The 23,826-nt window shown below is 71.1% G+C and carries 19 protein-coding genes and 1 tRNA gene; 12 read left to right on the top strand and 8 right to left on the bottom strand.

The features are described 5' to 3' along the window. Nucleotides 1–9: 9 nt before the first annotated feature. From ABD808_RS27725 to ABD808_RS27705, 4 genes are all read right to left on the bottom strand, one after another. A complete protein-coding gene (locus ABD808_RS27725) occupies nucleotides 10–1,578 on the bottom strand; it encodes a hypothetical protein (protein ID WP_344902375.1) in 1,569 nt (522 codons plus the stop codon). Next, on the bottom strand, nucleotides 1,575–2,882 hold the full coding sequence (locus tag ABD808_RS27720; RefSeq protein WP_344902372.1) for a VWA domain-containing protein: 1,308 nt from the start codon (nucleotides 2,880–2,882) through the stop codon (nucleotides 1,575–1,577). Before ABD808_RS27720 ends, ABD808_RS27725 begins: the two co-directional genes overlap by 4 nt. A 67-nt stretch (nucleotides 2,883–2,949) precedes the next feature. Further along, a complete protein-coding gene (locus ABD808_RS27715; RefSeq protein WP_425548984.1) occupies nucleotides 2,950–5,490 on the bottom strand; it encodes a serine/threonine-protein kinase in 2,541 nt (846 codons plus the stop codon). Next, the gene (locus ABD808_RS27705) at nucleotides 5,487–6,701 is read right to left on the bottom strand and encodes a hypothetical protein (protein WP_344902365.1); all 1,215 of its coding nucleotides are present in this window, start codon (nucleotides 6,699–6,701) and stop codon (nucleotides 5,487–5,489) included. The genes ABD808_RS27715 and ABD808_RS27705 overlap by 4 nt, the downstream gene beginning before the upstream one ends. Before the next feature lie 345 nt (nucleotides 6,702–7,046). On the opposite strand from ABD808_RS27705, the gene ABD808_RS27700 reads away from it, so the two are divergent. From ABD808_RS27700 to ABD808_RS27685, 4 genes are all read left to right on the top strand, one after another. Then, a complete protein-coding gene (locus ABD808_RS27700) occupies nucleotides 7,047–8,453 on the top strand; it encodes a hemolysin family protein (RefSeq protein ID WP_344902362.1) in 1,407 nt (468 codons plus the stop codon). Further along, on the top strand, nucleotides 8,441–9,457 hold the full coding sequence (locus ABD808_RS27695; protein ID WP_344902359.1) for a hemolysin family protein: 1,017 nt from the start codon (nucleotides 8,441–8,443) through the stop codon (nucleotides 9,455–9,457). The genes ABD808_RS27700 and ABD808_RS27695 overlap by 13 nt, the downstream gene beginning before the upstream one ends. Before the next feature lie 75 nt (nucleotides 9,458–9,532). Beyond that, on the top strand, nucleotides 9,533–10,687 hold the full coding sequence (locus tag ABD808_RS27690) for a cation diffusion facilitator family transporter (protein ID WP_344902356.1): 1,155 nt from the start codon (nucleotides 9,533–9,535) through the stop codon (nucleotides 10,685–10,687). An 80-nt stretch (nucleotides 10,688–10,767) separates the two neighbouring features. Beyond that, complete coding sequence (locus tag ABD808_RS27685) at nucleotides 10,768–13,320, top strand: hypothetical protein (protein ID WP_344902353.1); 2,553 nt, start codon at nucleotides 10,768–10,770, stop codon at nucleotides 13,318–13,320. Between the two features lie 4 nt (nucleotides 13,321–13,324). Here ABD808_RS27685 and ABD808_RS27680 read toward each other — a convergent pair whose 3' ends face one another. Both ABD808_RS27680 and ABD808_RS27675 read right to left on the bottom strand, forming a co-directional pair. After that, nucleotides 13,325–13,732, bottom strand: a complete 408-nt coding sequence (locus ABD808_RS27680; protein WP_344902349.1) for a phage holin family protein — start codon at nucleotides 13,730–13,732, stop codon at nucleotides 13,325–13,327. Between the two features lie 110 nt (nucleotides 13,733–13,842). Beyond that, nucleotides 13,843–14,337, bottom strand: coding sequence for a hypothetical protein (locus ABD808_RS27675; RefSeq protein ID WP_344902346.1), 495 nt, complete (start codon nucleotides 14,335–14,337; stop codon nucleotides 13,843–13,845). A 192-nt stretch (nucleotides 14,338–14,529) separates the two neighbouring features. On the opposite strand from ABD808_RS27675, the gene ABD808_RS27670 reads away from it, so the two are divergent. The 8 genes from ABD808_RS27670 to ABD808_RS27635 all read left to right on the top strand — a co-directional run bounded on the left by ABD808_RS27670 (nucleotide 14,530) and on the right by ABD808_RS27635 (nucleotide 21,632). Then, complete coding sequence (locus tag ABD808_RS27670; RefSeq protein WP_344902343.1) at nucleotides 14,530–15,189, top strand: HAD family hydrolase; 660 nt, start codon at nucleotides 14,530–14,532, stop codon at nucleotides 15,187–15,189. 45 nt (nucleotides 15,190–15,234) lie between these two features. After that, a complete protein-coding gene (recQ, locus tag ABD808_RS27665) occupies nucleotides 15,235–17,070 on the top strand; it encodes a DNA helicase RecQ (RefSeq protein WP_344902340.1) in 1,836 nt (611 codons plus the stop codon). Between the two features lie 94 nt (nucleotides 17,071–17,164). Beyond that, nucleotides 17,165–17,659, top strand: a complete 495-nt coding sequence (locus ABD808_RS27660; protein WP_344902336.1) for a DUF5666 domain-containing protein — start codon at nucleotides 17,165–17,167, stop codon at nucleotides 17,657–17,659. Nucleotides 17,660–17,704: 45 nt separating this feature from the next. Continuing rightward, on the top strand, nucleotides 17,705–18,379 hold the full coding sequence (locus ABD808_RS27655) for a response regulator transcription factor (RefSeq protein WP_344902333.1): 675 nt from the start codon (nucleotides 17,705–17,707) through the stop codon (nucleotides 18,377–18,379). Continuing rightward, nucleotides 18,376–19,725, top strand: a complete 1,350-nt coding sequence (locus ABD808_RS27650) for a sensor histidine kinase (protein ID WP_344902330.1) — start codon at nucleotides 18,376–18,378, stop codon at nucleotides 19,723–19,725. Before ABD808_RS27655 ends, ABD808_RS27650 begins: the two co-directional genes overlap by 4 nt. 187 nt (nucleotides 19,726–19,912) lie before the next feature. Beyond that, the gene (locus ABD808_RS27645; protein WP_344902328.1) at nucleotides 19,913–20,536 is read left to right on the top strand and encodes an acetate uptake transporter; all 624 of its coding nucleotides are present in this window, start codon (nucleotides 19,913–19,915) and stop codon (nucleotides 20,534–20,536) included. A gap of 66 nt (nucleotides 20,537–20,602) precedes the next feature. Further along, entirely contained in the window at nucleotides 20,603–21,277 is a 675-nt protein-coding gene (locus tag ABD808_RS27640) for an O-methyltransferase (protein WP_344902325.1), read from the top strand. Nucleotides 21,278–21,326: 49 nt separating this feature from the next. Further along, entirely contained in the window at nucleotides 21,327–21,632 is a 306-nt protein-coding gene (locus ABD808_RS27635; protein ID WP_344902322.1) for a hypothetical protein, read from the top strand. 967 nt (nucleotides 21,633–22,599) lie between these two features. On the opposite strand, the gene ABD808_RS27630 is transcribed toward ABD808_RS27635, so the two are convergent. Both ABD808_RS27630 and ABD808_RS27625 read right to left on the bottom strand, forming a co-directional pair. Further along, nucleotides 22,600–22,672 (bottom strand) — tRNA-Arg (locus ABD808_RS27630). Between the two features lie 623 nt (nucleotides 22,673–23,295). After that, nucleotides 23,296–23,811 carry a helix-turn-helix transcriptional regulator gene (locus tag ABD808_RS27625; RefSeq protein ID WP_344902319.1) on the bottom strand — a complete coding sequence of 172 codons (516 nt, stop codon included), beginning with the start codon at nucleotides 23,809–23,811 and terminating at the stop codon, nucleotides 23,296–23,298. Nucleotides 23,812–23,826: the final 15 nt, after the last annotated feature.

Below are 23,826 nucleotides of genomic sequence, written 5' to 3'. Positions count from 1 at the left end.
ACTTCTCCCTCACCGGAACTCGGCCAGCCTGGGGCGGACCCCGACGAGGATCAGCAGGGCGATGGCGGCGGCCCCGGCGGCCGGGACGGCGTTCCAGCCGCGCAGCCCGCCGTCCGCGTCCTTGATCGACTTGTCGAAGGCGTGCTGGTGGACGGCCGTCAGCGCGCTGAGCGCCGTGTCGTAGGCGGCGAAGTCGCGGATCGCGTTGGACGTGCGCCCCATACGCAGGTCGATGGCGCCGGTGCGGTTCGCGGCCGCCGCGAGCCGCCGCATCTGGGCGTCGTTGCGCTGGACGGTCCGGTAGGCGTCCAGCGTCCTGCCCAGCGCGGTGGCCTCGGGGCCCTTGCCCATCCGGCGCGCCTCGTCGCCGAAGAAGCCGAGGAACGGCACGTCCTCGCTTCCCGGCTGGTAGGCGCCGAGCTTCTGCTCCAGGCCGGTGTAGTAGTTCCCGAGGTTCACCGGCTTGTCGCCGATGTCCGGGTAGACCACCGACAGCGACTTGTCGAGGTAGGTCTGCTCGTAGGTGTCGGCGCGGCCGGGGTCGAGGAGGAAGCGGCTCTCGTCGGCGAACGCGCTGTGGCTGATCGCGCGGGCCCTGGACAGTTGCAGGATCGAGTCGAAGCCGTCCTCCTTCGCCGTTCTGATGTGGCCCGCGTGGGTCGTCAGCAGGCCGGTGGCGACGGCGGTGAGCGCGATCGTCGCGATCGTCGCGAGGACCAGCGCCGGGTTGAGGACGCGGCGGAACGTCCGCGCCAGGTACAGCTGCGTCGCGATCAGGAACAGCAGGACGATCACGCCGGTCGCCGCGACCCAGGTGCGTCCGGCCAGCACGGCGGAGCGTTTCGTCTCGTACGACTGCCGGACGTGCGCGCCCGTGTCGAGCGTGATGTTGTACGCCTTCGGCAGCAGTTGGAGCTTCATCAGGTCGGTGGCCTGCCGGTACGCCTCGATGACGTCGGCCGGGAGGGCGCCCGGGGCGTGCGCGGCCTGCTCGTCCAGCTTCATGGCCTGCCCGACGAGGCGCTCGTACTGCCCGAGGCCGTTCAGCACCTCCTGGACGGTCCGCCGCAGCGCCGGGTCGCGCCCGGCGAGCTGCGCGGCCATCACGGCGGCGGCGTCGGCCTCCGCGCGGCGCCGCTCGTACACGCGCAGCGACTCGTCGTACCCGATGCCGAGACGGTGCTCGCGGCCGATGAGCAGGATGTTGGAGACCTGCGCGTCCATGTCGCTGAGCGCGAAGTACAGGGTTCCGGTCGCGACGACCTGCGGGCCCGCGTCGCGTCCGATCGTCTGGACGGAGTCGCGCGCGTTCCCGATCGTCACGGTCAGGACGGCCAGCATCGCGACGATCGCGGCCAGGCACAGCGCCACATGCGTGCCGATACGGCCGGGGATCGTCTTGAGCCACCGGCCGCGCACGAACGTCGCGAGACGTCCCCGGCGCGGCGGGACCGGGTCGGCGGACGGACGCGGCGCCCGCGCGGCCACGGACGCGGGCCCGGAAGGCCGCGCCGCGGGTGGACGGGACGCGGGCGGCGCGGGGCGGACCGGTGACCCGTGCGGCGGAGTCAACGTCATGTGCTCGGGCCTCCCTCCGGTTCGCTGCTGTGCCGCGTTCGTACCGTACGGACAGACCGGGTGTCGAGCGACATTTCATCCGCCTTGGACACGTGTCGCTTCAGCCGCACCGTGCCCCGGGTGGGGTCGACGACGTCCACGACCCTGTCGAGCAGGTCGGATATCTGGTCGTTGCCGACCTCGCGGGCCAGCACCACGGCGCGGCCGAGTCTGGCCGTCGCGGTGTCCTCGTCGCCCTCCCGCCGCGCCTCAAGGCCCTCCTGGACGGCCTCCGCCAGCTCCGACTGGCCGGTGTGGTGCGCGACCCGCCGGTCGATCGTCGTCGAACGGGCCGCGTCGGCGGTCCACTCGGCGAGGACGTTGCCCGTCGCGAGGACCTCGTCGCCCGCGATGAGCTTCACCCACGCGGCGCGCATCTGCCGTCCGACGTCGCCGGGCTCGTCGACCTCGACGCACAGGTGGTACTCGCGGTCCTCGCTGCCCCACGCGCCGAGCGGGTAGTCGCCGGTCTGCGTCCCGGACTCGACGCGCCTGCCGGTGAGGTCCTCCACGGTCGGGACCATCTGCTTGACGAACCTGAGCCGCGCGCGCTGGGGCGTCCAGACGCGCAGGGCGACGTCCGCGATCTCCTTGCTCATCACGGCCCGCGTCATCGCCAGGAAGTCGGCCTCCAGGTCGGCGGGGTCGGGGACGTCGAGGAACCCGCCCAGCAGCGCCGAGGTGATCCTGCGGAGTTCGGCGACCTCCCAGTCGGTGCCGACACCGCGCGCGTCGCAGAGGAAACGTCCGGAACACACTGCCAGCGTCGCGTCCAGTTCCTCGGCGGACTCGTGCTGGTTCTTGCCGTCGGTCAGCAGGACGGCGTGTTTGACGGCGCCGTCGTACCCGGTGAACAGCCGTTCGGTGAGGCGCAGCCACGACCCGATCGCCGTCCCGCCCGCAGCGTGCAGCCGCGCGACCGCGTTCACCGCGCGGCGCCGGGACGTCTCGTTCGCCTCGACGAGCTGCTCCCCGCGCGGATAGATCATGCGGGGTTTGTTGGCCCCCGCGACCACGGCGAAGCGCACGCCGTCGCGGAGCATGTCGACCGCCGCCCGCGCCGCCCGTTTCGCCGCCGCGAGCTTGCCCCGGTACGACATCGACCCCGAGGTGTCGATGAGGATGACCTCGGCGGCCGACGCGCGCTCACCGCCCTCGCCCCAGGAACGCGCCTCCACGGTGACGATCGCGTGCATCTCCCGCCCGTCGGCCGGGAGGAAGGGGTTCTGGTCCACGCGGATCGTGAACCCGGGGACGCCGCTCATCGGCCGGGCTCCCCGCGCTGGTCGGTGTCCCTGCCTGGAAACTCGATGTCCCTGCTTGGAAACATGGTCAGAAGAGGGTCCTTGGGCGCACGGCGTTGGCGCGTCTGACCATCGTGTGCCGGTGCTCGGCGCCGTCGGCGAGCTTGGCGAGGACGCGGTAGGTCTCCTCCAGCTTGGCGCGCAGCGACGCCTCGTCAAGCCCGGTGCCGAGGACGGGCTGCCGGATGCCGAGCGGCAGCGTGCGTCCGGTGCGGACCCAGCCGAGCGCCGCCTCCAGCACCTCGGCGGTGAACATCGCGGCGCGCTCGGTGTCCAGGCGCAGCGACGACAGGCGGCGGCCCGCCTCGACCAGCGCGGGCGCGCCCAGCTCGCCGGGGCCGCGTCCGCGCACCGCGACGGCGACCGCCGCGAGCTGCGCGGCGAGGTAGTGGCTGGAGACCCGGGGCACCGAGTCCAGGACGCGCTCGGCGGAGCGGCGGTCACCGGCCACGAGCCGGGTGCGTGCCAGCCCGAACGCGGCGCTCACATGCGTGGGGTCGGTGCGCCAGACCATCTGGTAGAACCGGTCGGCCTCCGCCAGCGTGCCCATCAGCTCGTAGCAGAAGGCGAGGGCCAGCTTGGGCGCGTGCTCGCCGGGCGCCAGGTCGTACAGGTCGTTGAAGACGGCCGAGGCGTCGCGACCGCGTCCGTCGGCGAGGGCGCGGACGCCGCGGTACCAGTCGACGCGCCAGTCGTCGGGGTCCTGCGCGGCCAGCTCCTCCAGCAGCCGGTGGGCGCCGCCGAGGTCGTCCAGCTCGATCCGGACGCGGACCAGCGCCAGCCTGACCTCCCGGGACGCGACCGGCGCGGCGCTCAGCGCGGCGGCGAGGTCGCCCGGGTCGCGGGCGGTGAGCCCGGCGAGGAACGCGGCCGCCGGGTCCGCACCGGACACCAGCGGGACGGGCAGCGCCGCGGCGGCGGCCGCGGGCTCCAGCGGCACGAGGATCGGCGGGGACCCGGTGGCGGCGGCGTCCGGGCCCACGATGTCGGTGCCCGCCGTGGTCTGCTCGGGCCCGAACAGCGGCGACGGCGCGGGGCGCGGGCGGCCGTCCTCGGCCGACAGCACCTCCCGCAGGACGCCGGTGAGCTGCTCGGCCATCTCGGCGGCGCTCTGGAACCGGCGGGCCGGGTCGGGGTGGGTGGCGCGGCGCAGCAGCCGGTGGTACGACTCGTGCCGCTGGAACAGCGACACCTCCTCGCGGGGCGGCAGGCTGCGCAGATGCCGTCCGGTGTAGCCGCGGAACGGGAAGCTCAGCACCGCCAGCGTCCGGCCCACCGTGTACAGGTCGGACGTGATCGACGGGCCGCGCGACCCGATCTCGGGCGCCTGGTAGCCGGGGGTGCCGAAGATCGGGCTCTCGGCGTCGAACGCGCGCCGCACCCCGCCGAGGTCGATCAGCTTGAGCTGCTCCTCCGACTGGATCGCGTTGTCGGGCTTGAAGTCGCAGTACAGCAGCCCGACGCCGTGCAGGTAGCCGAGCGCGCTCAGCACCTCGAGCCCGTAGGCGATCACCTGGCCGAGCGGCAGCGCCGACCCGTCGCCGTGGTCGCGGCGGACGCTCAGCAGGATGTCCTTGAGCGACCGGCCGCCGACGTACTCCATCACGATGTAGCCGGAGTCGCCGTGCCGGACGAAGTTGTAGATCTTGACGATGTTGGGATGCTCGACCTCGGCGAGGAACGCCCGCTCGGCCGTCGCGGCGGCCAGTGAGTCGGCGTCCCCGGTGTCGAGCAGGCCCTTCAGGACGACCCACCGTTCGCTGACGTTGTGGTCGCGGGCCAGGTACACCCAGCCCATGCCGCCGTGCGCCAGGCAGCCGAGCACCTCGTACTGCCCGCCGATCAGCTCCCCCGCCCGGAGCTTCGGCGTGAACGAGAACGGGTGCCCGCAGTTCCGGCAGAACCCCTCGGTGCGGCCCGGGCGACCAGCCCGGCTGCGGCCGACCTTCTCGTCGCAGCGGCTGCAATAGCGCCGGTTCTCCGGGACCTCCGGCTTCTCCATGATCGCCGAGGCGGGGTCGCGGGCCGGGACGGGCGGCACCTCCACCAGCCCGGCGCCGAGCATCCCGCGCCTGGACGATCCGCTGGAGCCCGTGCCGCGCGAACCGCCGCGCGACGCCGTCCGGCCCGACCCCATGCCCCGGCTTCCCGAGCTTCCGGACGTGGGTCCGGACCGTCCACTCTGCGCGGACGGCACGGACGGGCGTGAGGGCGCGGACGGGCGTGACGGGGCCGACGGGTGCGAGGGGACGGACGGCTGCGGCGGCGTCGGCTGCCTGGTCGTGGCGGGTGCCGGGGGCGTTCGCCCGGCCTGCGCGAACTGTCCCGATCGGGTGGTCGGCGACGGACGCATGGATCTCGGAGGCTGCGTGACCCGGGTCGGCGGCGCCACCTCGGGATACACGACCCCGGTGGGCCTCGCGGGTTCAGCGGGTTCGGCGGGTTCGACGGGCTGCGCGGATTCGGCGGGGGCCGCGGTGGGACGCGACCGCGGCGCCATGCCGCAGACGTCGCAGAAGCCCTCCGTCTCGACCTGGCCGGTGCAGCCGGGCTGGGCGCATCGGTTCATCGCCGGGTCCCCGTCTCGTTCTCACACGCCCTGAGCGCCCGCTGGAACTCGGCGAGCGCCGTGGTGGCCCTGCGCAGGTCACAGGGCGCCGTCCACAGTACGTCGCGCGCCTCGCCGTACAGCTCGGTGAGCCGCTCGTCCTCGACCACGCCCAGCCGGGCGGCCTTGGCCCGGTACGCCTCCAGGCGTCCGCGCAGCTCACCGCGCCGGTCGAGCAGACCGGCACTGAGACGCAGATCGCCGCGGACCCGTTCCAGCGCCTCGTCCGCGGCGCGTTCGAGCTCGGCGAAGCGGCCCGCCATCTCGACCCAGCGGCCCGCCTCGCGGAGCCGTTCCAGGGCGGCGAGCCGGTCGCGGAGCGCGGTGCCGAGGCCGCGGCTCGGCGCGGGCAGGTTCGGCGCCTGGATCTTGGTGAGGGCGGTGGCATGGGTCTCGCGGGCCCGCCGCTCGGTGCCCTCGATCTCCTCGATGGCCGCCGTGACCTGCGCGACGAGCGCGTCGTAGTCGTCGCGCATCCGGGCGACCCCGGCGAGCTCGTCGCCCAGCGCGGTCAGGGTGGCGCGGACGCGGTCGAGCCGGGTCGTGTCGGGGCGCCCGTCCCGGACGAGCGACAGCGGGTCGGTGCGGACGATGCGGCCGAGCGCGGTCAGCTCGCGGCCGACGCGGTCCAGCTCGGGGTGGCGGGTGCCGTCCAGGGAGTGCGCCAGCAGGGCCGTCTCCCGCCAGCTCTCCTCCACCTCCTCCATGGGCAGCAGCAGCGCCGTCCAGGCGGAGTCGGCGGCGGCGATCTCGCCCGCGACGAACGCGTAGGCGTCCGACATCATCGTGACGGCCTCGTCCAGCGTCACCCGCCGCTCGCTCGGGCCGAGGAGCGTGCGGTCGCGCAGCGGGATCTCGCCGCCCGGCAGCTCCACCGACGGGCCGCAGAGGAGGCCGGACAGCGCCACCATCGTCTCCGCGTCCGGACGGGGCGTCTCGTCCCGCAGCGCTGTGGCCTCGTCCAAGACGCATTGGTAGGCGTCGAAAAGGGCCCACAACGTCGTCATTCTGGACTTGGCGTCCTCCCAGCGCCGCCATGTCTCGCCGGTGAGCCTGGCGCCGTCCAGCAGGCGGCTGCCCTGGTGTCCGTCGAGGTCGAGCAGGGAGGAGGAGATGCGGTCGCGGTTCTCGCGGAGCCCGCGCAGGGCATGGTCGACGCCTTCACGGCTCATGGGCGCGGCAGCCCCGGCCCCGCTCTGCTCCAACGTCAGCCCCGCGATTCGCTCTCCCGACCAAGCCCCCGAGCGGTGCCCGGCAAGGCGGTCTGGGAGCATGGACCAGCCAGTATCGGACGTACGCTCTCATACAAGTGTGATCCGTGACACTGAACGAGACAAGCGTCCGCGGCCCCCAAGTTGATCTCGCGGGCCCGAAATCCCTTGGCGCCAGGCGGTTCGCGCGCCCGTACCCTGTCCGCGGGGAACCTCGTTATCCCAGGTGACGTTACGACTTGTAGTGCTCTACGAAGGGAGTGGTGAGTCCGCGGTGTCGGACCCCAGTCATAGACCCGGTGCCCGATGCTGAGCGCGGCGCTGGGAGTGCTCGCGGTGATCCTCCTGACCGCCGCCACCGGATATTTCGTCGCCCAGGAGTTCGCCTACGTCGCCGCCGACCGCGCGACGCTCGAACAGGCCGCCGATCGCGGTGACACCTCCGCCCGGCGGGCCCTCAAGGTCATCGGCAGGGTGTCGTTCATGCTGTCGGGCGCGCAGCTCGGCATCACGATGACGACCCTGGTCGTCGGATTCATCGCCAAACCCGCGCTCGCGGAGCTGATCCGGCCGTTGCTGGACGTCGCGGGCGTGCCGGAGGGCGCGACCGGTGCGATCGCCCTGGCCACCGGGTTCGTGTTGGCGACGCTCGTCCAGATGTTGCTCGGCGAGCTGTTTCCCAAGAACCTCGCACTTGCTCGTGCTGAGTCGCTCGCTCGTGCGTTGTCGGCGTCCACCCTCCTGTACCTGACGGTGGCGGGGCCGCTGATCCGGCTGTTCGACCGGGCCGCCGAACGCCTGCTGCGCGCCGTCGGGGTCGAGCCCGTCGAGGAGTTGCACGGCGGCGCGACGCTGGAGGAACTGGGCGACATCATCGGCAAGTCGCACGACTCCGGGCATCTGCCCGCAGACCTGTCCGGCCTACTGGAGCGGGCCGTGTCGTTCGGCGACCTCACGGCCGACGCGGTGATGGTGCCGAGGCCGCAGGTCAGGACGCTGCCCGCCACCGCGCCCGTCGCCGACCTCGTCGGGCTGATCCGCGAGACCGGGCACAGCGCCTATCCGATCTACGGGCAGGAGGTCGACGACGTGGTCGGGGTCGCGGGCGTCCGCGAGGTCGCCGACGACGCGCTCGACCAGTCCACGCCGGTCGGCCGGGTCGCCCGCCCGGCGCTGCTCGTCCCCGGCAGCCAGCCGCTGTACGGGGTCATCGAGCACATGCGCGACTCCGGCGAGGAGTTCGCCTGCGTCGTGGACGAGTACGGCGGCCTCGCCGGGATCCTCACCTTCGAGGACGTCGCCGAGGAACTGGTCGGTGAGATCTCCGACGAGACCGACCGGCGGGAGGACGCGCCGACGTCGGGACCGGACGGGTCCTGGCTCGTCGACGCCGGGATGCGCATCGACGAGGTCGGCCGCATCACCGGGCTCGACCTGCCCGAGGGCGACGCCTACGACACCCTCGGCGGGCTCGTCATGGCGGGGCTGCGGCGGCTGCCGTGCCCGGGCGACCACCTCACCGTCGAACTGGACGCGGGCGCCGTCGACCTGGAGGTCGTCAGCGTGGCCCGCCGCGTCGCCCAGAAGATCATGATCCGGGTGGCCGCCGGGCCCGGGGTCGCGGAGCGTCCCGAGCGCTCCGACCCGCCGTGCGAGGTGCCCGAACAGGCCGTCTCCGGGGACGGGACGGTGGAGTCGTCATGGACCCGCTGACCACACTGCTGATCACCGCCCTGCTGCTGGTCGGCAACGGGTTCTTCGTGGCGGCCGAGTTCGCGCTGGTCGCCGCCAACCGGCCGCAGCTGGAACGTGCCGCCGCCAAGGGCAGCCGTCCGGCCGTGGCCGCCGTCGCCGGGGTCCGCGAACTGTCGCTGATGCTCGCGGGCGCCCAGTTCGGCATCACGATGTGCTCGCTGGGGCTTGCGATCGTCACCGAGCCCGCGTTCGAGCACTTCCTCGAACCGCCGCTGCACGCTGCCGGTGTCCCGGAGGCGGGCGCGAAGGCCATCGCGTTCGGGTGCGCCCTCGCCGTCATCACGTTCCTGCACATGGTGGTCGGGGAGATGGCGCCGAAGTCGTGGGCGATCGCGCATCCCGAACGGTCGGCGGTGATCCTCGCGCTGCCGTTCCGGGCGTTCGCGAAGGTGTCCCGGCCCATCCTGTCGTCGCTGAACGCGGTGACCAACGCGCTGTTGCGGCTGTTCCGCGTCACGCCGAGGGACGAGATCGACTCGCACACCGACCCGGCGCGGCTGAGCCACCTGGTCGGGGAGTCCCGGCGTCTCGGGCTGATCGGACGGCGCGACGGGGAGCTGCTCCGGCGGGCGATCTCCGCGCGGGAGGCCACGGTCGGACGGCTCGTCGTGCCCGCCACGTCCGTCACCACGATCGGCGCGGACGCGACCGCCGCGCAGATCCGGCGGACCGCCACCGCCAGCGGCCACAACCGGCTGCTGGTCCGCGACGGCGACGGCGCGATGACCGGGATCGTCCACGTCCGGGCCGCCATCACCGAACCCGGCGGGGACCGTCGCGCCGGTGAGCTGGCCCATCCGGCGCCCGTCCTCACGGCGGAGACGACCGTCCTGGACGCGGTCAGCCGCATGCGCCGCGCCCGCGCCCAGCTCGCGGTGGTGAACGGCGCGGGCGGCGAGTTCGCGGGCATCGTCACCCTGGACGATCTCCTCGCGGAGCTACTGGCCACCAACCCGCACTGACGCCGACGACGCATTTGCGACAAACGCGCAGGTATCGACGTGCTGCAATGCGTTTTTCGAGTCATCGTTAGACCCATGAGCGGACACGGAGAGCTCCCCGCACACGACCACGGCCCCGACTCCGGCCAGGGCCACGCTTCCGGTCACGGGCACGGCCACGGGCACGGGCGTGGCTCCGGGCACGGGCACGGTTCCGGTCACGGGCACGGTTCCGGGGGCGGCCAGGGGCATGGGCATTCGTCCGGCCATGGGCGGTCGTTCAAGGGGCGGGTTCTGCATTTCGTGCGGCCGCATTCGCATGAGGCGGCCGACAAGGTGGATTCGGCGATGGAGGCCAGTGCGCAGGGCATGCGCGCCCTGTGGATTTCCCTCGCTGGCCTCGGTGCGACCACCGTCCTGCAAGCGGTGGTGGTCGCGTTCACCGGTTCTGTGGCGCTGTTGGGGGACACGCTCCACAACGCCGCCGACGCGCTCACCGCCGTCCCGTTGGGCATCGCGTTCGTTCTCGGCAGGCGTCCGCCGACACGTCGCTACACCTACGGGTACGGGCGTGCCGAGGATCTGGCGGGCGTGGTCATCGTTCTCGCCATCGCGGTCTCCGCCGTGGCCGCCGGGTACGCGGCCGTCCTGCGGCTGGCTCATCCACAGCCTGTGGACCATCTGGCGGCCGTGGCGGGCGCCGCCGTCGTCGGCTTCGCGGGCAACGAGCTGGTAGCCCGTTACCGGATCCGGGTGGGCCGCCGCATCGGCTCCGCCGCCCTTGTCGCCGATGGCCTGCACGCCCGGACTGACGGGTTCGCGTCCCTGGCCGTCCTGCTGGGCGCGGGCGGCATCGCGCTGGGCGCACCCTGGGCCGACCCCGCCGTGGGCCTGCTGATCACCGTCGCGATCATGGGCGTGCTGTGGCAGACGGCCCGGGAGGTGTGGCGCCGCCTCATGGACGCCGTCGATCCCGCTCTCGTCGACCGCGCCGAGGCCACCCTTTCTTCGACACCCGGCGTGCTGGCCGTGGGTGACGTCCGGCTCCGGTGGATCGGGCATCGGCTGCGCGCCGAATGCGATGTCGTCGTCGATCCCGCGTCCACGGTCGTGCGGGCGCACCAGATCGCCGTCGACGCCGAGCACGGCCTTCTGCACGCGCTGCCCCGGCTGTCGGGCGCGCTCGTCCATCCCGATCCCGAACCGCGCGACGGTGAAGATCATCACGCGGCCCTGGCGGGGCACCGCTGATCGGTGACCTGTGAGACGTTAGTCCCGAGCAGAAGGGGAAAAACGGCCCCGGGCGGTCGATCTGGGACGGGATGGCGTCGGTGAAGCAGCCAACAGACAACAGCGGGCCGGAAGAGAGCCCGGACACGCTTGAGGACGAGGAGCGCACGGCCGCGTCAGGTCCCGAACCCGAGGAGCAGGGCCAGGGCGAGGACCGGGACGAGGAGCAGGGCGAGATCCAGGACGAGGACGTCGTGCTCGATCCTCGGCCGGAGTTCGGCACCGTCCCGATCCCGGAGGCCGGTGGGACGCCGCTGCTCGGCACGGACGCCGTCGCGGACGGCTGGGGCGGCCGCGAGCTGGTCGAGGACGTGTACGGGCCGCTGACGGAGTTCTACGAGGGCATCGACGCGCGGCTGAAGGAGGTGCCCGAGGACGTCCCCCCGGTCGGGTGGGCGCCGCACATCGCGGCGCTGCGGGCCCTGCGCGAGGAGCGGGTCGCCGGTGACTGGGAGATTCTGGCCCGGTTCCTGGTGGCGCCCGGCGCGCTGGAGGCGACCGAGACGCTGCGTCTCGTCCAGGCCGAGGACGTGGACGGGGCCGTCCACGAGATCGTCAAGGAGCTGGCGGCGGCGGACGGCCGGGCGCTGCTGGTCGCGCCCACGCCCGAGCGGGCCGCCCGGCTGCTGCGGACCGTGGAGGACGACCCCGACGTCTTCTCCCTGATGATCGAGACGCAACCGGCGACGGCGGAGTCGCCGTCCGTCCGGACACAGGACCTGCCGCCCATCGTCGACGAGGAGTACGCCGAACCGCCGCCGGTGCGGGAGTTCGGGTCGAACGGGACGGTCGAGTTCAAGGCCCTGACCGAACCCCCCGAAACACCAGACCCCGAACCCGACCCCGATCCTGGGGCGGAGGCCGGGTCGGCGGCGGTGACGCGCGCCGAGCCGCTTCCCGCGGTGCCGCTGACGGAGCCCACCGTCCCCGAGGAGGGCCAGTCGGCGCCGGAGACGCGGGTGCGTTCCGCGGCGTTCCGTCCGATCGGGGAGGCGTGGCGGCTGTCCTGGGAGACGGAGACGCGGCTGCTTCGGCGCGGCCTGATGTGGCTGGAGCAGTGGCCGAGGGACGCGGCCGCGCTGGAGGCCGTCCGGGCGGAGAACCTGCGGCGCCGCGAGGCCCTGGACGCCGTGCGGGCGGAGCTGACCGGCACGATCGAGGAGTCGCGGGACGCCGCGACCGCCGCCGAGCAGGCCGCCGCCGACGCCGACGCGGAGGCCGAGCGGCTCGCCGCCGTCCAGTCGGAGGCGGAGGCCGACCTGGCGGGCCCCCGCGCGGAGGCGGATCGGCTGCGGGCGGTCGCGGACGAGGCGGCGAACGAGGCGAACGCGTTGACCAGGGCGGCCGACGCCTCCTACGCGCGATGCGTCCAGCTCGACGAGCGCGCCAGGACGGCGCAGGCGGAGTTGCATGGCGCGCGGCAGACGGAGGAGTCCCTGACCGACGAGCTGGACCGCGCGCGGGAGGCGCTGCCCGGGGCCGCGGAGGAGGCGCACCGGCTGACGGCGGCGGACGCGGACGCGGCGGGTGAGGGCCACGCGGCGTACTACCGGCTGGTGTCGGCGGAGTCCGCGCTGTCGGCGCTGCGCCGGAAGATGACGCTCGGGCAGCGCCTGCACGTGGCGTCCCCGCCGTCCGAGCTGCGGACGCTGCGCGAGGAGGTCAGGGCCAAGACGCGGGAGGCCGACGAGGCCGCCAAGCGCGCCCGGGAGGCCAAGGAAACAGCGGAACACGCGGAGCGGGTGCGGCGCGGCCTCGCGTCGTTCGTGTCCGAGGGCGGGGCGCGGCTGCGGCAGGCGCAGGAGGCGCAGGAACGTCTGGGAACAGAGCTGAGCTGGCTCGCGACGGAGCGGGAGACCGCGACCGCCGACCACCAGGACCAGGCCCGGCTGGCGACCACCGCCGTGGAGAAGGCGAACGAGGAGGCGGCCCGCGCGACGGCCGCCCGGCAGGCGGCGCAGGCCGTCGAGGCACGGGTGCGCACGGCCCGGACGTCCCGCGAGAAGGCCCTGGCGGCGGCGCGGCAGGCCAGGTCGGACGCGGAGGCCGCCGTGACCCGGGCGGCGGAGACGGCGACGGCGCTCGACCGGCACACCGCCGACGCCGAGGAGGAGCTGACCGCCCACGAGTCCGATCTGGAGACGGCGGTTCAGACCGAGGCGCGGTCGCGGGAGAACGTCCTGGAGATCTGCGGCTCCGACCCGGCCGACGACCCGGGGGCCGTCCCCGCGCACCAGACCCGCGCGATGGCCAGGATCGAGCAGCTCACCGCCTACATGGACGGGGCGCGCGGGCCCGATGGCGACGCCTTGCTCCGCACCGCCGACCTGGTCGTCGGGACGCCGACCGGGGCCGGTCTCATCGCGGGCGACGAGGAGTTCGACGCGCTGATCGTGGCCGACGCGGGCGAGATCACGGACGCGGAGTTCCTCGTCGGCGCCGTCCGGACCCGCCGCTGGATCCTGGTGGGCGCGCCGGACGTCCGTCCCCCGGAATACAGGGAATACGCCGACGCGCCACCGGGCGGCGGGCTGGAGAAGAGCCCGTTCGAGCGCGCCGTGACGGCCGCTTCCGGCCTTGTGGACGTCCGCTGACGGTTCAGTCCCTGTCGTCCCTGTCCTTCCGGTCCCTCTTGTCCTTGTCGGGGACGAGGACGTGCAGCGCCCAGCCGACCACGCCCACCACGATGGCGCCCCAGAACGCGGGCCAGAACCCGGTGACATGGAACGGCAGGTCCAGCTCCTCGGCCAGCTCGCTGGTGAGCCAGAGCAGCAGGGCGTTCACCACGAGCCCGATCAGGCCGAGCGTCAGCACGTAGAAGGCGCACCCGAACACCTTGATGACCGGCTTGATGACGGCGTTGACCAGGCCGAAGATGACGGCGACGGCGACCAGCGTGAGGGCCCGGCGGCCGGCCGTGTCGCCCTCGACCGAGATGCCGTTGATCAGGACCGTGGCCACCCAGAGGGCGACCGCGGTGATGCCCACCTTGAGAAGAATCCGCACACCACGATGATGTTCGCCGGGGACGCCGCTCGCATCCCTCTACGCGGCGATTCGTGCGAACGTTCCAGTCATCATCCGGAACGAGCCCGTCCAACCGGAAACCGGCGCGGTCAGTCGGCGCGGTCGAAGAACGGGGAGGTGGCCGAGACCTGCGAGCGTGGCGCGACCCGTGTGCCCTGGGCGGTGGGGGCGGCGGCCTCACGCCGCTGTTGCCGCCTGTTTCCAGAGGGCCGGGCGGGCGGCGCGGGCTGGGCCGACACGGTCGGCTCCGGCCGGGAGGCGGCCTTGCGGACGCGGGCGAGTTCGCGCTGGAGGCGACGTTTCTCCATCTCCAGGGTGGTCAGCGACTCCTCGTGCTCTTCGCGTAGTTCGCGCAGGTCGCGACGGGTGCGCGCGCGGCGGGCCGCGCCCATGAAGGTGAGTGCCACCCCGGCGACCAGGACGACGGCCGTACCCGCTCCGACCAGGAAGACCTGCCACTGCTCGTGCACGCCCGGCACGGTCTGGCCGAAGACGACGAGGTCCGTGGGCTCGGTGTTGTCGAGCACCACGCCCACGGTCGCGGCGATGGCGACCGCGACCAGCAGGAAACCGAGGAACACCATGCGGAGATCTCCTCTGCGTTGACTCCCGGGGGGGACGGAGGATCTCCACCATGCCAGAAGGCATGGTGATCATATAGTTCCGTTGGATAAATCCAGGTCAGATGGTATTCGTCCGTTTCAATGCGCGTGGTCCCGGTCGCACCGGGTAGTGATGGTCGCCGAAGGCGCGCGTCGAGAGCCGTGGAGGAACCCATGCCCCTGCTGGCCGTCGTGTTCGACTTGGACGGCGTCCTCATCGACTCCGAGCCCGTCTGGGAGGAGGTCCGGCGCGGCTATGTCGCGGACCGCGGCGGCCGGTGGCTCCCCGACACGCAGGAGCGTCTGATGGGGATGAGCACCGTGGAATGGGCCAGATACATCGCGGACGACCTCATCGACGGTGTCACGGCAGAGGAGGTCGCCTACGAGGTGATCGACCGGATGACCCAGCGGTACCAGGAGGCGTTGCCACTACTGCCGGGGGCCGAAACGGTCGTGCGTCGTATGGCGGCGCATCGTCCGCTAGGGCTGTCCAGCTCGTCTCCGCGTGCGCTCATCGACCTGGTGCTTGGCAAGCTCGGGGTGGACTTTCTGTTCCGCGCGACCGTGTCCACCGAGGAAGTCGACCGTGGCAAGCCCGCACCCGACGGCTACCTGACCGTTGCCGCCCAGTTGGAGGTGCCCGCGCGCGCTTGCGTCGCCATAGAGGACTCCAGCAACGGCCTTCGCTCCGCTCACGCGGCGGAGATGACGGTCATCGCGGTTCCCCGTCCGGCGCACCCGCCCGCACCCGACGCGCTGGCCCTGGCGGCCCATGTCGCGGATGATCTTGACGAGATCACCCCGGAGCTGGTCGAGGTTATCCACAAGTGAGAGTTCCCGGGGACGAGGGTCGGAGGCGGCTCCTACTATGGCCGCATGACTTCCCCCGAGATCCCGGAGACGCTCGACGTCCTGCGGCGCGTGTTCGGCTACGACGCGTTCCGGGACGGCCAGCGGGAGATCATCGAGCAGGTGGCCGGGGGCGGCGACGCGCTCGTCCTGATGCCCACCGGCGGCGGGAAGTCGCTGTGCTACCAGATCCCGGCGCTCGTCCGTAAGGGCACCGGCGTCGTCGTCTCCCCGCTCATCGCCCTCATGCACGACCAGGTGACCGCCCTGCGCGGGCTCGGCGTCCAGGCGGGCTTCCTCAACTCCACGCAGGATCTCGGCGAACGCCAGGTCGTCGAGGCGCAGCTCGTGGCGGGCGAGCTCGACCTGCTCTACCTCGCGCCCGAGCGGCTGCGGCTCGCCGCGACGATCGACCTGCTCGACCGGTCCGACATCTCCCTGTTCGCGATCGACGAGGCGCACTGCGTGTCGCAGTGGGGGCACGACTTCCGGCCCGACTACCTGACGCTGTCCGGCCTGCACGAACGCTGGCCCGACGTGCCCCGCATCGCGCTCACCGCGACCGCGACGGACGCCACCCGCCGCGAGATCGCCGAGCGGCTCCAGCTCGAACAGGCCCAGCATTTCGTGGCGAGCTTCGACCGGCCGAACATCCAGTACCGGATCGAACCGAAGACCGACGCCAAACGGCAGCTCCTGCGCCTCCTCCAGACCGAGCACAAGGGCGACGCGGGCATCGTCTACTGCCTGTCCCGCAACTCGGTCGAGAAGCACGCCGCGTTCCTCACCGAGAACGGCATCGAGGCCCTTCCGTACCACGCCGGGCTCGACGCCGAGACACGCGCCACCAACCAGTCCCGCTTCCTCCGCGAGGACGGCCTGGTCGTCGTCGCGACCATCGCTTTCGGCATGGGCATCGACAAACCGGACGTCCGCTTCGTCGCCCACCTCGACCTGCCCAAGTCCGTCGAGGGCTACTACCAGGAGACCGGACGCGCCGGACGCGACGGCCTGCCGTCCACCGCCTGGCTCGCCTACGGCCTCCAGGACGTCGTCAGCCTCCGCAAGATGATCGACAGCGGCGAGGGCGACGCCGCGTTCCGCCGCCGCCAGGCCACCCACCTCGACTCGATGCTCGCGCTCTGCGAAACGGTCGAATGCCGCCGCGTCCACCTCCTGAACTACTTCGGCCAGTCCGCCGAGCCCTGCGGAAACTGCGACACGTGCCTGACCCCGCCCGAGTCATGGGACGCGACCGTCGCCGCGCAGAAGGTCCTGTCGGTGATCGTGCGGCTCGACCGGGAACGGCGCCAGAAGTTCGGCGCCGGGCACATCATCGACATCCTGCTCGGCAAGAAGAGCGCGAAGGTCATCCAGTTCGACCACGACTCACTGAAACCGTTCGGGGTCGGCACCGAACTGCGCGAGACCGAATGGCGCGGCGTCGTCCGGCAACTGCTCGCCCAGGGCATGATCGCCGTCGAGAGCAACCACGGCACGCTCGTCCAGACCGACGCGAGCGCCGACGTCCTGCGCGGAGACCGCACGGTCATGATGCGCCGCGAACCGGAACGTCCCGCGACCAAGCCAGCCAAGACCGCCAAGGACCGCAAGACGGCCCCCGTCGAGCTGTCCGCCGAGGCGATGCCGATCTTCGAACGCCTGCGCGCCTGGCGCGCCGCCACCGCCAAGGAGCAGGGCGTCCCCGCCTACGTCATCTTCCACGACGCGACCCTGCGCGAAATCGCGACGGCCCTCCCGTCCTCCCTGGCCGAACTGGGCAAGGTCAACGGTGTGGGGGAGAACAAGTTGGCCAAGTACGGCGACCAACTCCTGACGACGCTCAACGACGACACCCCCTGAAAGCGGCGGCCTGAATGCGGCGGCGACCCGATTCCCAGGGTTCTCCCAGGGTTGAACGGGGGCTCCTACCAGCCGCCGCCGGTTACATATGCACATGCGAATCAACAGGATTACGCTCGTGTCCGGGGCGAGCGCCGTCAGCCTGCTCGGGCTCGGAATCGGCCTCTACGTCGCCGTCCCCGCGGCCGCCGCCGACCCGTCCCCGACCCCCAAGGCGTCGTCATCCACAAGCGCGCATCCCCGTAAGGCGCACCCGCGTAAGGGCGAATGGGGCAAAGGCCATCCCCACCTGCGCGCCCGTCCCTTCCGCGGCGTCCACGGCGAGGCGACCGTCCGCCGCAAGGACGGCTTCCACACCACCGCCTGGCAACACGGCAAGATCACCGCCATGACGTCGAACACCGTCACCGTCCGCAGCGACGACGGTGTGTCCTGGGCCTGGACGTCCAACGGCGACACCCGCGTCCGCAAGAACAACGAGAAGTCGGCGCTCAAGGCCCTCGCCACCGGCGACCAGGTCCTGGTGTTCGGAGAACAGTCCGGCACGACCCGCACCGCGCGGCTGATCCGCGTCCCCAAGCCGCGCTGACCGGGTACCGTCAGTTCGACGACCAGGCACGATCTGCGGGAGCCGATGAGCGAGAACCGGCGAGTGCTCGTCGTGGACGACGAGGCCAACATCCGCGACCTGATCGAGGTCGCGCTGCGCTTCCACGGCTTCACGACCGTCACCGCGGGCACCGGCGAGGCGGCGCTGGCGGTCGCGGAACACGACCGGCCCGACCTGATCCTGCTGGACGTCATGCTCCCAGACCTCGACGGCTTCGAGGTGTGTCGGCGCCTGCGCGCGGGCGGCGACCAGGTCCCGGTGATCTTCCTGACGGCACGGGACACCCCGTCCGACACCGTCACCGGCCTCACCCTCGGCGGCGACGACTATGTCACCAAGCCGTTCTCGATCGAGGCCCTGATCGCGCGGGTGCGGGCCGTCCTGCGCCGCGCCGCCCCGTCCGACACCGGCGTGCTGCGCGTCGCCGACCTCGAACTGGACGAGGCGCACTGGCGGGTGCGGCGCGGCGGCGTCGACGTCGACCTGTCGCCCACCGAGTTCCGCCTCCTGGCGTACCTGATGCGGAACGAGGGCATGGTGCTGTCGCGGACCCGGCTCCTCACCGACGTGTGGGGCTGGGACCACGGCAACCCGCAGGTCGTCGAGACCTACATCAGCTACCTGCGCCGTAAACTCGACCCGCTCGGCACCCCGCTCATCCACACCCAGCGCGGCGTCGGCTACGCGCTGCGGCCATGACGCTCAACGCCCGCCTCCTCACCGGCCTGCTCGCCATCACCTGCGCCGGGCTGACGATCATGGGCCTGGTGAGCGCCTTCGTCCTGCGCGGCTACCTGATGCACCGGGTGGACGAGCAACTCCAGGGCACCCGCGACCGCGCCGTCTCCCGCCTCCTGCGTCCCGGCCTCCCCGAACAGGGCGTGGCCCCGGCCCGGTTCGTCGTGCTGGCGGTCGCCCCGTCCGGACGAGCACACGTCCTCAGCGGCGAAGACCCCCACGCCGTCACCGAAGTGGAAAAACTGGGTGCCGACAAACTCGCCGAGCACGCAAGCACACTCGCCCCGTTCTCCCTCCCGGGCCTCCGCGCCGTGGCGCGGCCCTGGCGGAACGGCATCGTCGTCGTGGCGTCCCCCCTCGACGAGATCCACTCGGCGGTGCGCAACCTGATCCTCTCGGAGATCGCCACCGCGGCGCTCCTGCTCGCCGTCCTGATCGTCCTCGGCCGCTGGCTCATCGGCCGAGGCCTGCTCCCACTCAGCCGGATGGCCGTCACCGCGCACGCCATCACGACCGGCGGCGACCTGCGCGCCCGCATGCCCGACCCGGGCCACCGCACCGAGGCCGCCCGCCTGGCCGCCGCGATCAACGTGATGCTCGAACGCATCGAGCAGGCGTTCTGGGCGCGCAGCCGCTCCGAATCCCGCGTCCGCGAGTTCGCCGCCGACGCGTCCCACGAATTGCGAACCCCACTGACGACGATCCAGGGCTACGCGGAGCTGTACCGCCACGGCGCCCTCGGCCCCGACGAGCTCCCCGACGCCATGCGCCGCATAGAAGGCGAGGCGGGCCGCATGAACAACCTGGTCACCGCCCTACTGGACCTGGCCCGCCTGGACCGCGAGGCGTCCCTGCACCCCACCCCGACCGACCTGGTGTCCCTCGCCCGAGACGCCATCGCGGACGCGACCGCCGCCGCCCCCGACCGTCCCCTCCACCTGGACGCGCCCGACACCCTCATCACGAACGTCGACGAACCCCGCATCCGCCAGGTCCTGGCGAACCTCCTGGCCAACGTGCAGGCCCACACACCCCCGGGAACACCCGCCACGATCCGCCTGGCACCGGGCATCATCGAAGTAACCGACGAAGGCCCCGGCATGGCCCCCCAAGACGCCGCCCGAGCCTTCGAACGCTTCCACCGCGCCGACCAGAAAACAGCCCCCGGCGCAGGCTTGGGCCTCCCGATCGCCGCCGCCATAGCCGCCGCCCACGGCGGCCGCGCCGAACTGCTCTCCGAACCGTCCAGGGGAACAACGGTCCGCATCACCTTCGCCCAAACTCCCCCCGAAGCCGGACGTTCATAAAAAACCAGCATCCCCCAACCGCATTCCCAAAGAAAAGTCGCCCCCACCAAGCGTCCAGGCAACAGACCGCCAAACTCCACACAACTCACCCCCGCCCAGAGTTAGGCCGCGACCAATCGGGCACGAGCACCAGGCAGGTGGGGGGCTGGACGTCCGTCGCCGCATTCCAGGCGACGAGGAGGCACCCATGACCCAGCCCGACCGTGAGCCCACTCCGCAACCCCCCTTCGCGGACGCGGCGCCACTGGGCCTGGCGGCCTTCGCCCTGACCACATTCCTCCTCTCCGCCAAGAACGCCGGCTGGACGCACGGCACCGACGCCTGGCTCAGCTACGCCCTGGCCTACGGCGGCTTCGTCCAGGTCCTCGCGGGAATGTGGGAATTCCGCAACCGCAACATCTTCGGCGCCACGGCCTTCTCCTCCTACGGCGCCTTCTGGCTCGGCCTGGGCCTCTACGTCCTCCTCGTGGCAGGCGAGACGACCCCCGGCCAAGAGGCCAACGACCTAGGCTGGATCCTCCTGGCCTTCGCCCTCTTCAACACCTACATGATGCTGTGGAGCGCCCAGGTCAACCAGGCCGTCCTGGCCGTCTTCGTCACCCTGGAAGCCACAGAAATAATCCTGGCAATAGGCAACCTCACCACCAGCGAAACAGCCATCAAGGTAGGTGGCTACATAGGCGTACTAACCGCCCTATGCGCCTGGTACGCCTCCGCCGCCGGCGTAATAAACAACATGCTCGGCCGCCCCTACCTAACCGTAGGAAGACCAATCCTAAAAGACCTGATTCCCAGCACCCACCGCCACTGACACCTCAACACACGACTTGCCCCGCCAAGTGGATCATGCTTGGCTCCTCGGTGGAGGTGGGGAGTCATGTATGCGTCCGACGAGAACTGGCGCGAGGTCGACGCCTATTTCGAGGCATCCCTCATCACCGAGGACGACGCGCTCGCCGCGGCCCGGGCGTCGAGCGCCCACACCACCATGCCCTCGGCGGACGTGACCGCCAACCAGGGCAAACTCCTGGCGATGCTCTGCCAGCTCGCCGGTGCGACCCGCGTGCTGGAGTTCGGCACCCTCGCCGGATACAGCACGGTCTGGCTGGCGCGCGCCGTCGGCCCCGGCGGCCACGTGACCACTCTGGAACTGGAAGAACAGAACGCCAAGGTCGCCCGACAGAACCTCGAACGCGCAGGCGTCGCCGACCGGGTCGACATCCTGGTGGGCTCGGCGGCCGAATCGGCACAACGCCTGATCGACACCGGAGCGGACCCCTACGATTTCGTCTTCATCGACGCGGACAAGCCGAGCAACCCGGCCTACCTACGCGCATCGCTGGAACTGACCCGCCCCGGCGCCGTGCTCGTAATCGACAACGTAGTCCGCCAAGGCGCGATAACCGACCCGAACAGCCCCGACAAACGAGTCCAAGGCGTACGCGCGGTAGTAGCCGACATCGCGAACAACCCCCACCTGGACGCCACCACCCTCCAAACAGTTGGCGCAAAAGGCTGGGACGGCTTCACCCTAATCCGCCGAACCAATTGACAGACTCGAATCGCCCCCAAGAACCCTCACCAACGCGAGCATCTCCCGCATGATCCACGTAACGCTGGACACGGACGCCGACCCCATTCCTCTGCTGATGTTGCAAGCCGAGACATGGGAGGTACACATCAGGGCGCCTCTCGCAGACCTGTCCCGGCTAAGCAAAATCCGCACGGCAACATGGGACGACCGACGATCAATCCAAGCAGGCACCTGCGGACTCTCCCCAGTGTTCTGGTCCATCACCAAGGACGCCCAGGCAACGATCCTGATCGGCCAAGACGACGAAACCTGGCACACCGCCTTCCTCATCCCACTAACAGCCATAGACCAGATCGTCACCCTCACCCACTAACACCGCCCACAGCACGGCCATGGCGAAGTCGAGCAGCGGATGCGCGTTGCTGGGGTGCCGCAGCTTGGACAGCGACCCCACTACTCGACGCCCAACCACACAGCAAGTGGCCAAGCCACAGCCCCCTGGCCGGGGCCGCGAGCACAGTGCGGCCCCGCACGCCGTGAAACCTCGACGACACGCCCGCCCGATGGTCTCGTGTAAGGGCTTTGCGACCTCCACCACATCCACGCGGCGACGCCCTCCCCCGCGTATGTCCCGTCCACGGTGATGGCGCGCGGGCACGCTGACCCGTGGACCCTTCGGCCTACGCACACGGGGTCGATCACCAGTTCGTGCTTCCAAGGAGCGCACCAGACTGACGGTTCTATCGACGTGCTTCCGCTGCCTCCGGTGTACCTCTGGGCACTGCACGCACGAGAGTGTCGGTCGTCACCGTCCACCGCCGGTGACGCCTGGCAGGAGAGCGGCTCGTCTCACCACGCGGGCCAGCCACCTGATCGAACTCTGCAACGTCAACCGCGCCTTCGAGCCGTGCTGTGCCGCGGCCGCGATTCGGATTGCCCGCGCGCACGGCTCGCCTTGCAGCGGATCTGGTGGGAGCTGGGCCTGCGTCGCCAAACGCGGCGGCGAGTGCCTTCGGGCTTAGATTGAGCGACCGCGGGACACCGGTGGTGCCCGCAGGCCGACCGGATCCGATTGCGGAACACCACGTGCATCCTGATGGAGGAGGCGGGCGTCCCAAACTCCGTCACCAGCATCTAGGTGGGCGACTAGGACTCGGCGTTCGCACAGAAGATGTACGTGCAGGCGACGAACGAGGATCTTGAGACGGGCGCCGACGTGCTCGGCAAGCTGTACAAGATCAGTTAGGCATGTGAGAGATTGTGAGACGACGGGCCCTAAACGATCTTCAGGGCGCCATCTCGTGAGTGAGAACTAGGGCCCTGACCTGCGTCTACTTGTGCGCACCCGAAGGGATTCGAACCCCTAACCTTCTGATCCGTAGTCAGATGCTCTATCCGTTGAGCTACGGGTGCCTGCTCTCCTGGCTCTCACCTGGAGGTTTGTTCAACGGGCCCAAAGTCTAGCAGGTGGCGCATAGGTGATTGACCCCATGAATCCGGCCCGGCGTCTCCACCCGAGTCTAGGGCACGCGCGCCCTGGACCGGCCGCGGAAGGGCCAGCCCCCACATGGCTGATCACACGTGACGGTGACTACAGCATCGCCTCGCGGGACGCGCTGCGGTCCATGTTCTCCCACTGACACCGAAGGCGTCCTCTATTGGGGCTCGGTTGTGGGTCTTCCGGAGTCGAGCGCATCGCGAATGTCGACGGTCACGCCTGTGAGCCAGCTCGGGGTCGTTGGAGGAAGCTTGCGGAGTCGATCTGGAGGTGTGTGGTCGGGCGGGGCGCTTACTCCAAGGGCCGGAGAACGGTGGCGTCTCGGGTGGTGGTTGCCACGGTGAGGTTTCTGGGCTTGTTGAGGGTTCGGGCTTGATCGTGGCGGCCCCTCGCCGGTCACCCTTCTCGGCGGTGGCGAAGTGGACATGGGCGTTGAGTCGGGCCTTCTGGGCCTTCAATGGTGGTGGCGCGCGCGGCGGGTCGAGCACTCCGAGACCGGGAGGGTCTGCGGGACTGAGGGGGACGTTGGGGGCGGACGCTACTCGGTGCCTTCTTCGTCGTCCGCGATCGTCTCTTCGAGCTTGCGGCCCACCAGGATCCGAGCCAGGCGGGTCGGCCATGGATCTTCCGACATTGCCCAGATGATCTGCTCGGACTGGGTGCGCAGGCCGCCTGGAGGGCCGTCGGGTTCGGGGGCTTTGAAGTTCACCTCCAGCGTGACGCTCACGATGCCGTTGGCACGCTCTGTCGGATGGCCTGTTCGCTCGTCGTGTTCGACGACGCATGCGGCGAGCCGTTGGGAGACGGGGGAGTCTTCTGAGGTGATGATGCCAGCGAGTCGGAGGGCTTCGGCGTAGGGGATTCCCAGCCGAGAGGCGACGGCCTTGACGGTTCCGGGGCGCGGCGAGCGGGGTTGGGTCTTCCAGTTCTCGATGGTGTTGCGCGAGATCTCTGCCCGAGCCGCCAGCTGCTTGTTCGACCAGCCGCGATCGAGCTGGATGGCCTTCAGCCGGTTGTAGAGCTGAAGCGCGGGAGGTTCGGACTGCTTACTCATGTCCTCAGATGTAGC

It is taken from the genome of Actinomadura meridiana (assembly GCF_039537545.1).
In the GTDB taxonomy this organism is placed as follows: domain Bacteria; phylum Actinomycetota; class Actinomycetes; order Streptosporangiales; family Streptosporangiaceae; genus Spirillospora; species Spirillospora meridiana.
This window is presented reverse-complemented; position numbering and strand designations above follow the sequence as displayed.

Excerpts from the sequence above, each read along its gene's own strand:
- ABD808_RS27670 (WP_344902343.1), top strand. The coding sequence starts at position 14,530 with ATGCCCCTGCTGGCCGTCGTGTTCGACTTGGACGGCGTCCTCATCGAC.
- ABD808_RS27645 (WP_344902328.1), top strand. The coding sequence starts at position 19,913 with ATGACCCAGCCCGACCGTGAGCCCACTCCGCAACCCCCCTTCGCGGAC.
- ABD808_RS27695 (WP_344902359.1), top strand. The coding sequence starts at position 8,441 with ATGGACCCGCTGACCACACTGCTGATCACCGCCCTGCTGCTGGTCGGC.
- ABD808_RS27675 (WP_344902346.1), bottom strand. The coding sequence starts at position 14,337 with ATGGTGTTCCTCGGTTTCCTGCTGGTCGCGGTCGCCATCGCCGCGACC.
- ABD808_RS27725 (WP_344902375.1), bottom strand. The coding sequence starts at position 1,578 with ATGACGTTGACTCCGCCGCACGGGTCACCGGTCCGCCCCGCGCCGCCC.
- ABD808_RS27690 (WP_344902356.1), top strand. The coding sequence starts at position 9,533 with ATGAGCGGACACGGAGAGCTCCCCGCACACGACCACGGCCCCGACTCC.
- ABD808_RS27720 (WP_344902372.1), bottom strand. The coding sequence starts at position 2,882 with ATGAGCGGCGTCCCCGGGTTCACGATCCGCGTGGACCAGAACCCCTTC.
- ABD808_RS27660 (WP_344902336.1), top strand. The coding sequence starts at position 17,165 with ATGCGAATCAACAGGATTACGCTCGTGTCCGGGGCGAGCGCCGTCAGC.
- ABD808_RS27640 (WP_344902325.1), top strand. The coding sequence starts at position 20,603 with ATGTATGCGTCCGACGAGAACTGGCGCGAGGTCGACGCCTATTTCGAG.
- ABD808_RS27655 (WP_344902333.1), top strand. The coding sequence starts at position 17,705 with ATGAGCGAGAACCGGCGAGTGCTCGTCGTGGACGACGAGGCCAACATC.
- ABD808_RS27650 (WP_344902330.1), top strand. The coding sequence starts at position 18,376 with ATGACGCTCAACGCCCGCCTCCTCACCGGCCTGCTCGCCATCACCTGC.
- ABD808_RS27715 (WP_425548984.1), bottom strand. The coding sequence starts at position 5,490 with ATGAACCGATGCGCCCAGCCCGGCTGCACCGGCCAGGTCGAGACGGAG.
- ABD808_RS27700 (WP_344902362.1), top strand. The coding sequence starts at position 7,047 with ATGCTGAGCGCGGCGCTGGGAGTGCTCGCGGTGATCCTCCTGACCGCC.
- ABD808_RS27625 (WP_344902319.1), bottom strand. The coding sequence starts at position 23,811 with ATGAGTAAGCAGTCCGAACCTCCCGCGCTTCAGCTCTACAACCGGCTG.
- recQ (WP_344902340.1), top strand. The coding sequence starts at position 15,235 with ATGACTTCCCCCGAGATCCCGGAGACGCTCGACGTCCTGCGGCGCGTG.
- ABD808_RS27705 (WP_344902365.1), bottom strand. The coding sequence starts at position 6,701 with ATGAGCCGTGAAGGCGTCGACCATGCCCTGCGCGGGCTCCGCGAGAAC.
- ABD808_RS27635 (WP_344902322.1), top strand. The coding sequence starts at position 21,327 with ATGATCCACGTAACGCTGGACACGGACGCCGACCCCATTCCTCTGCTG.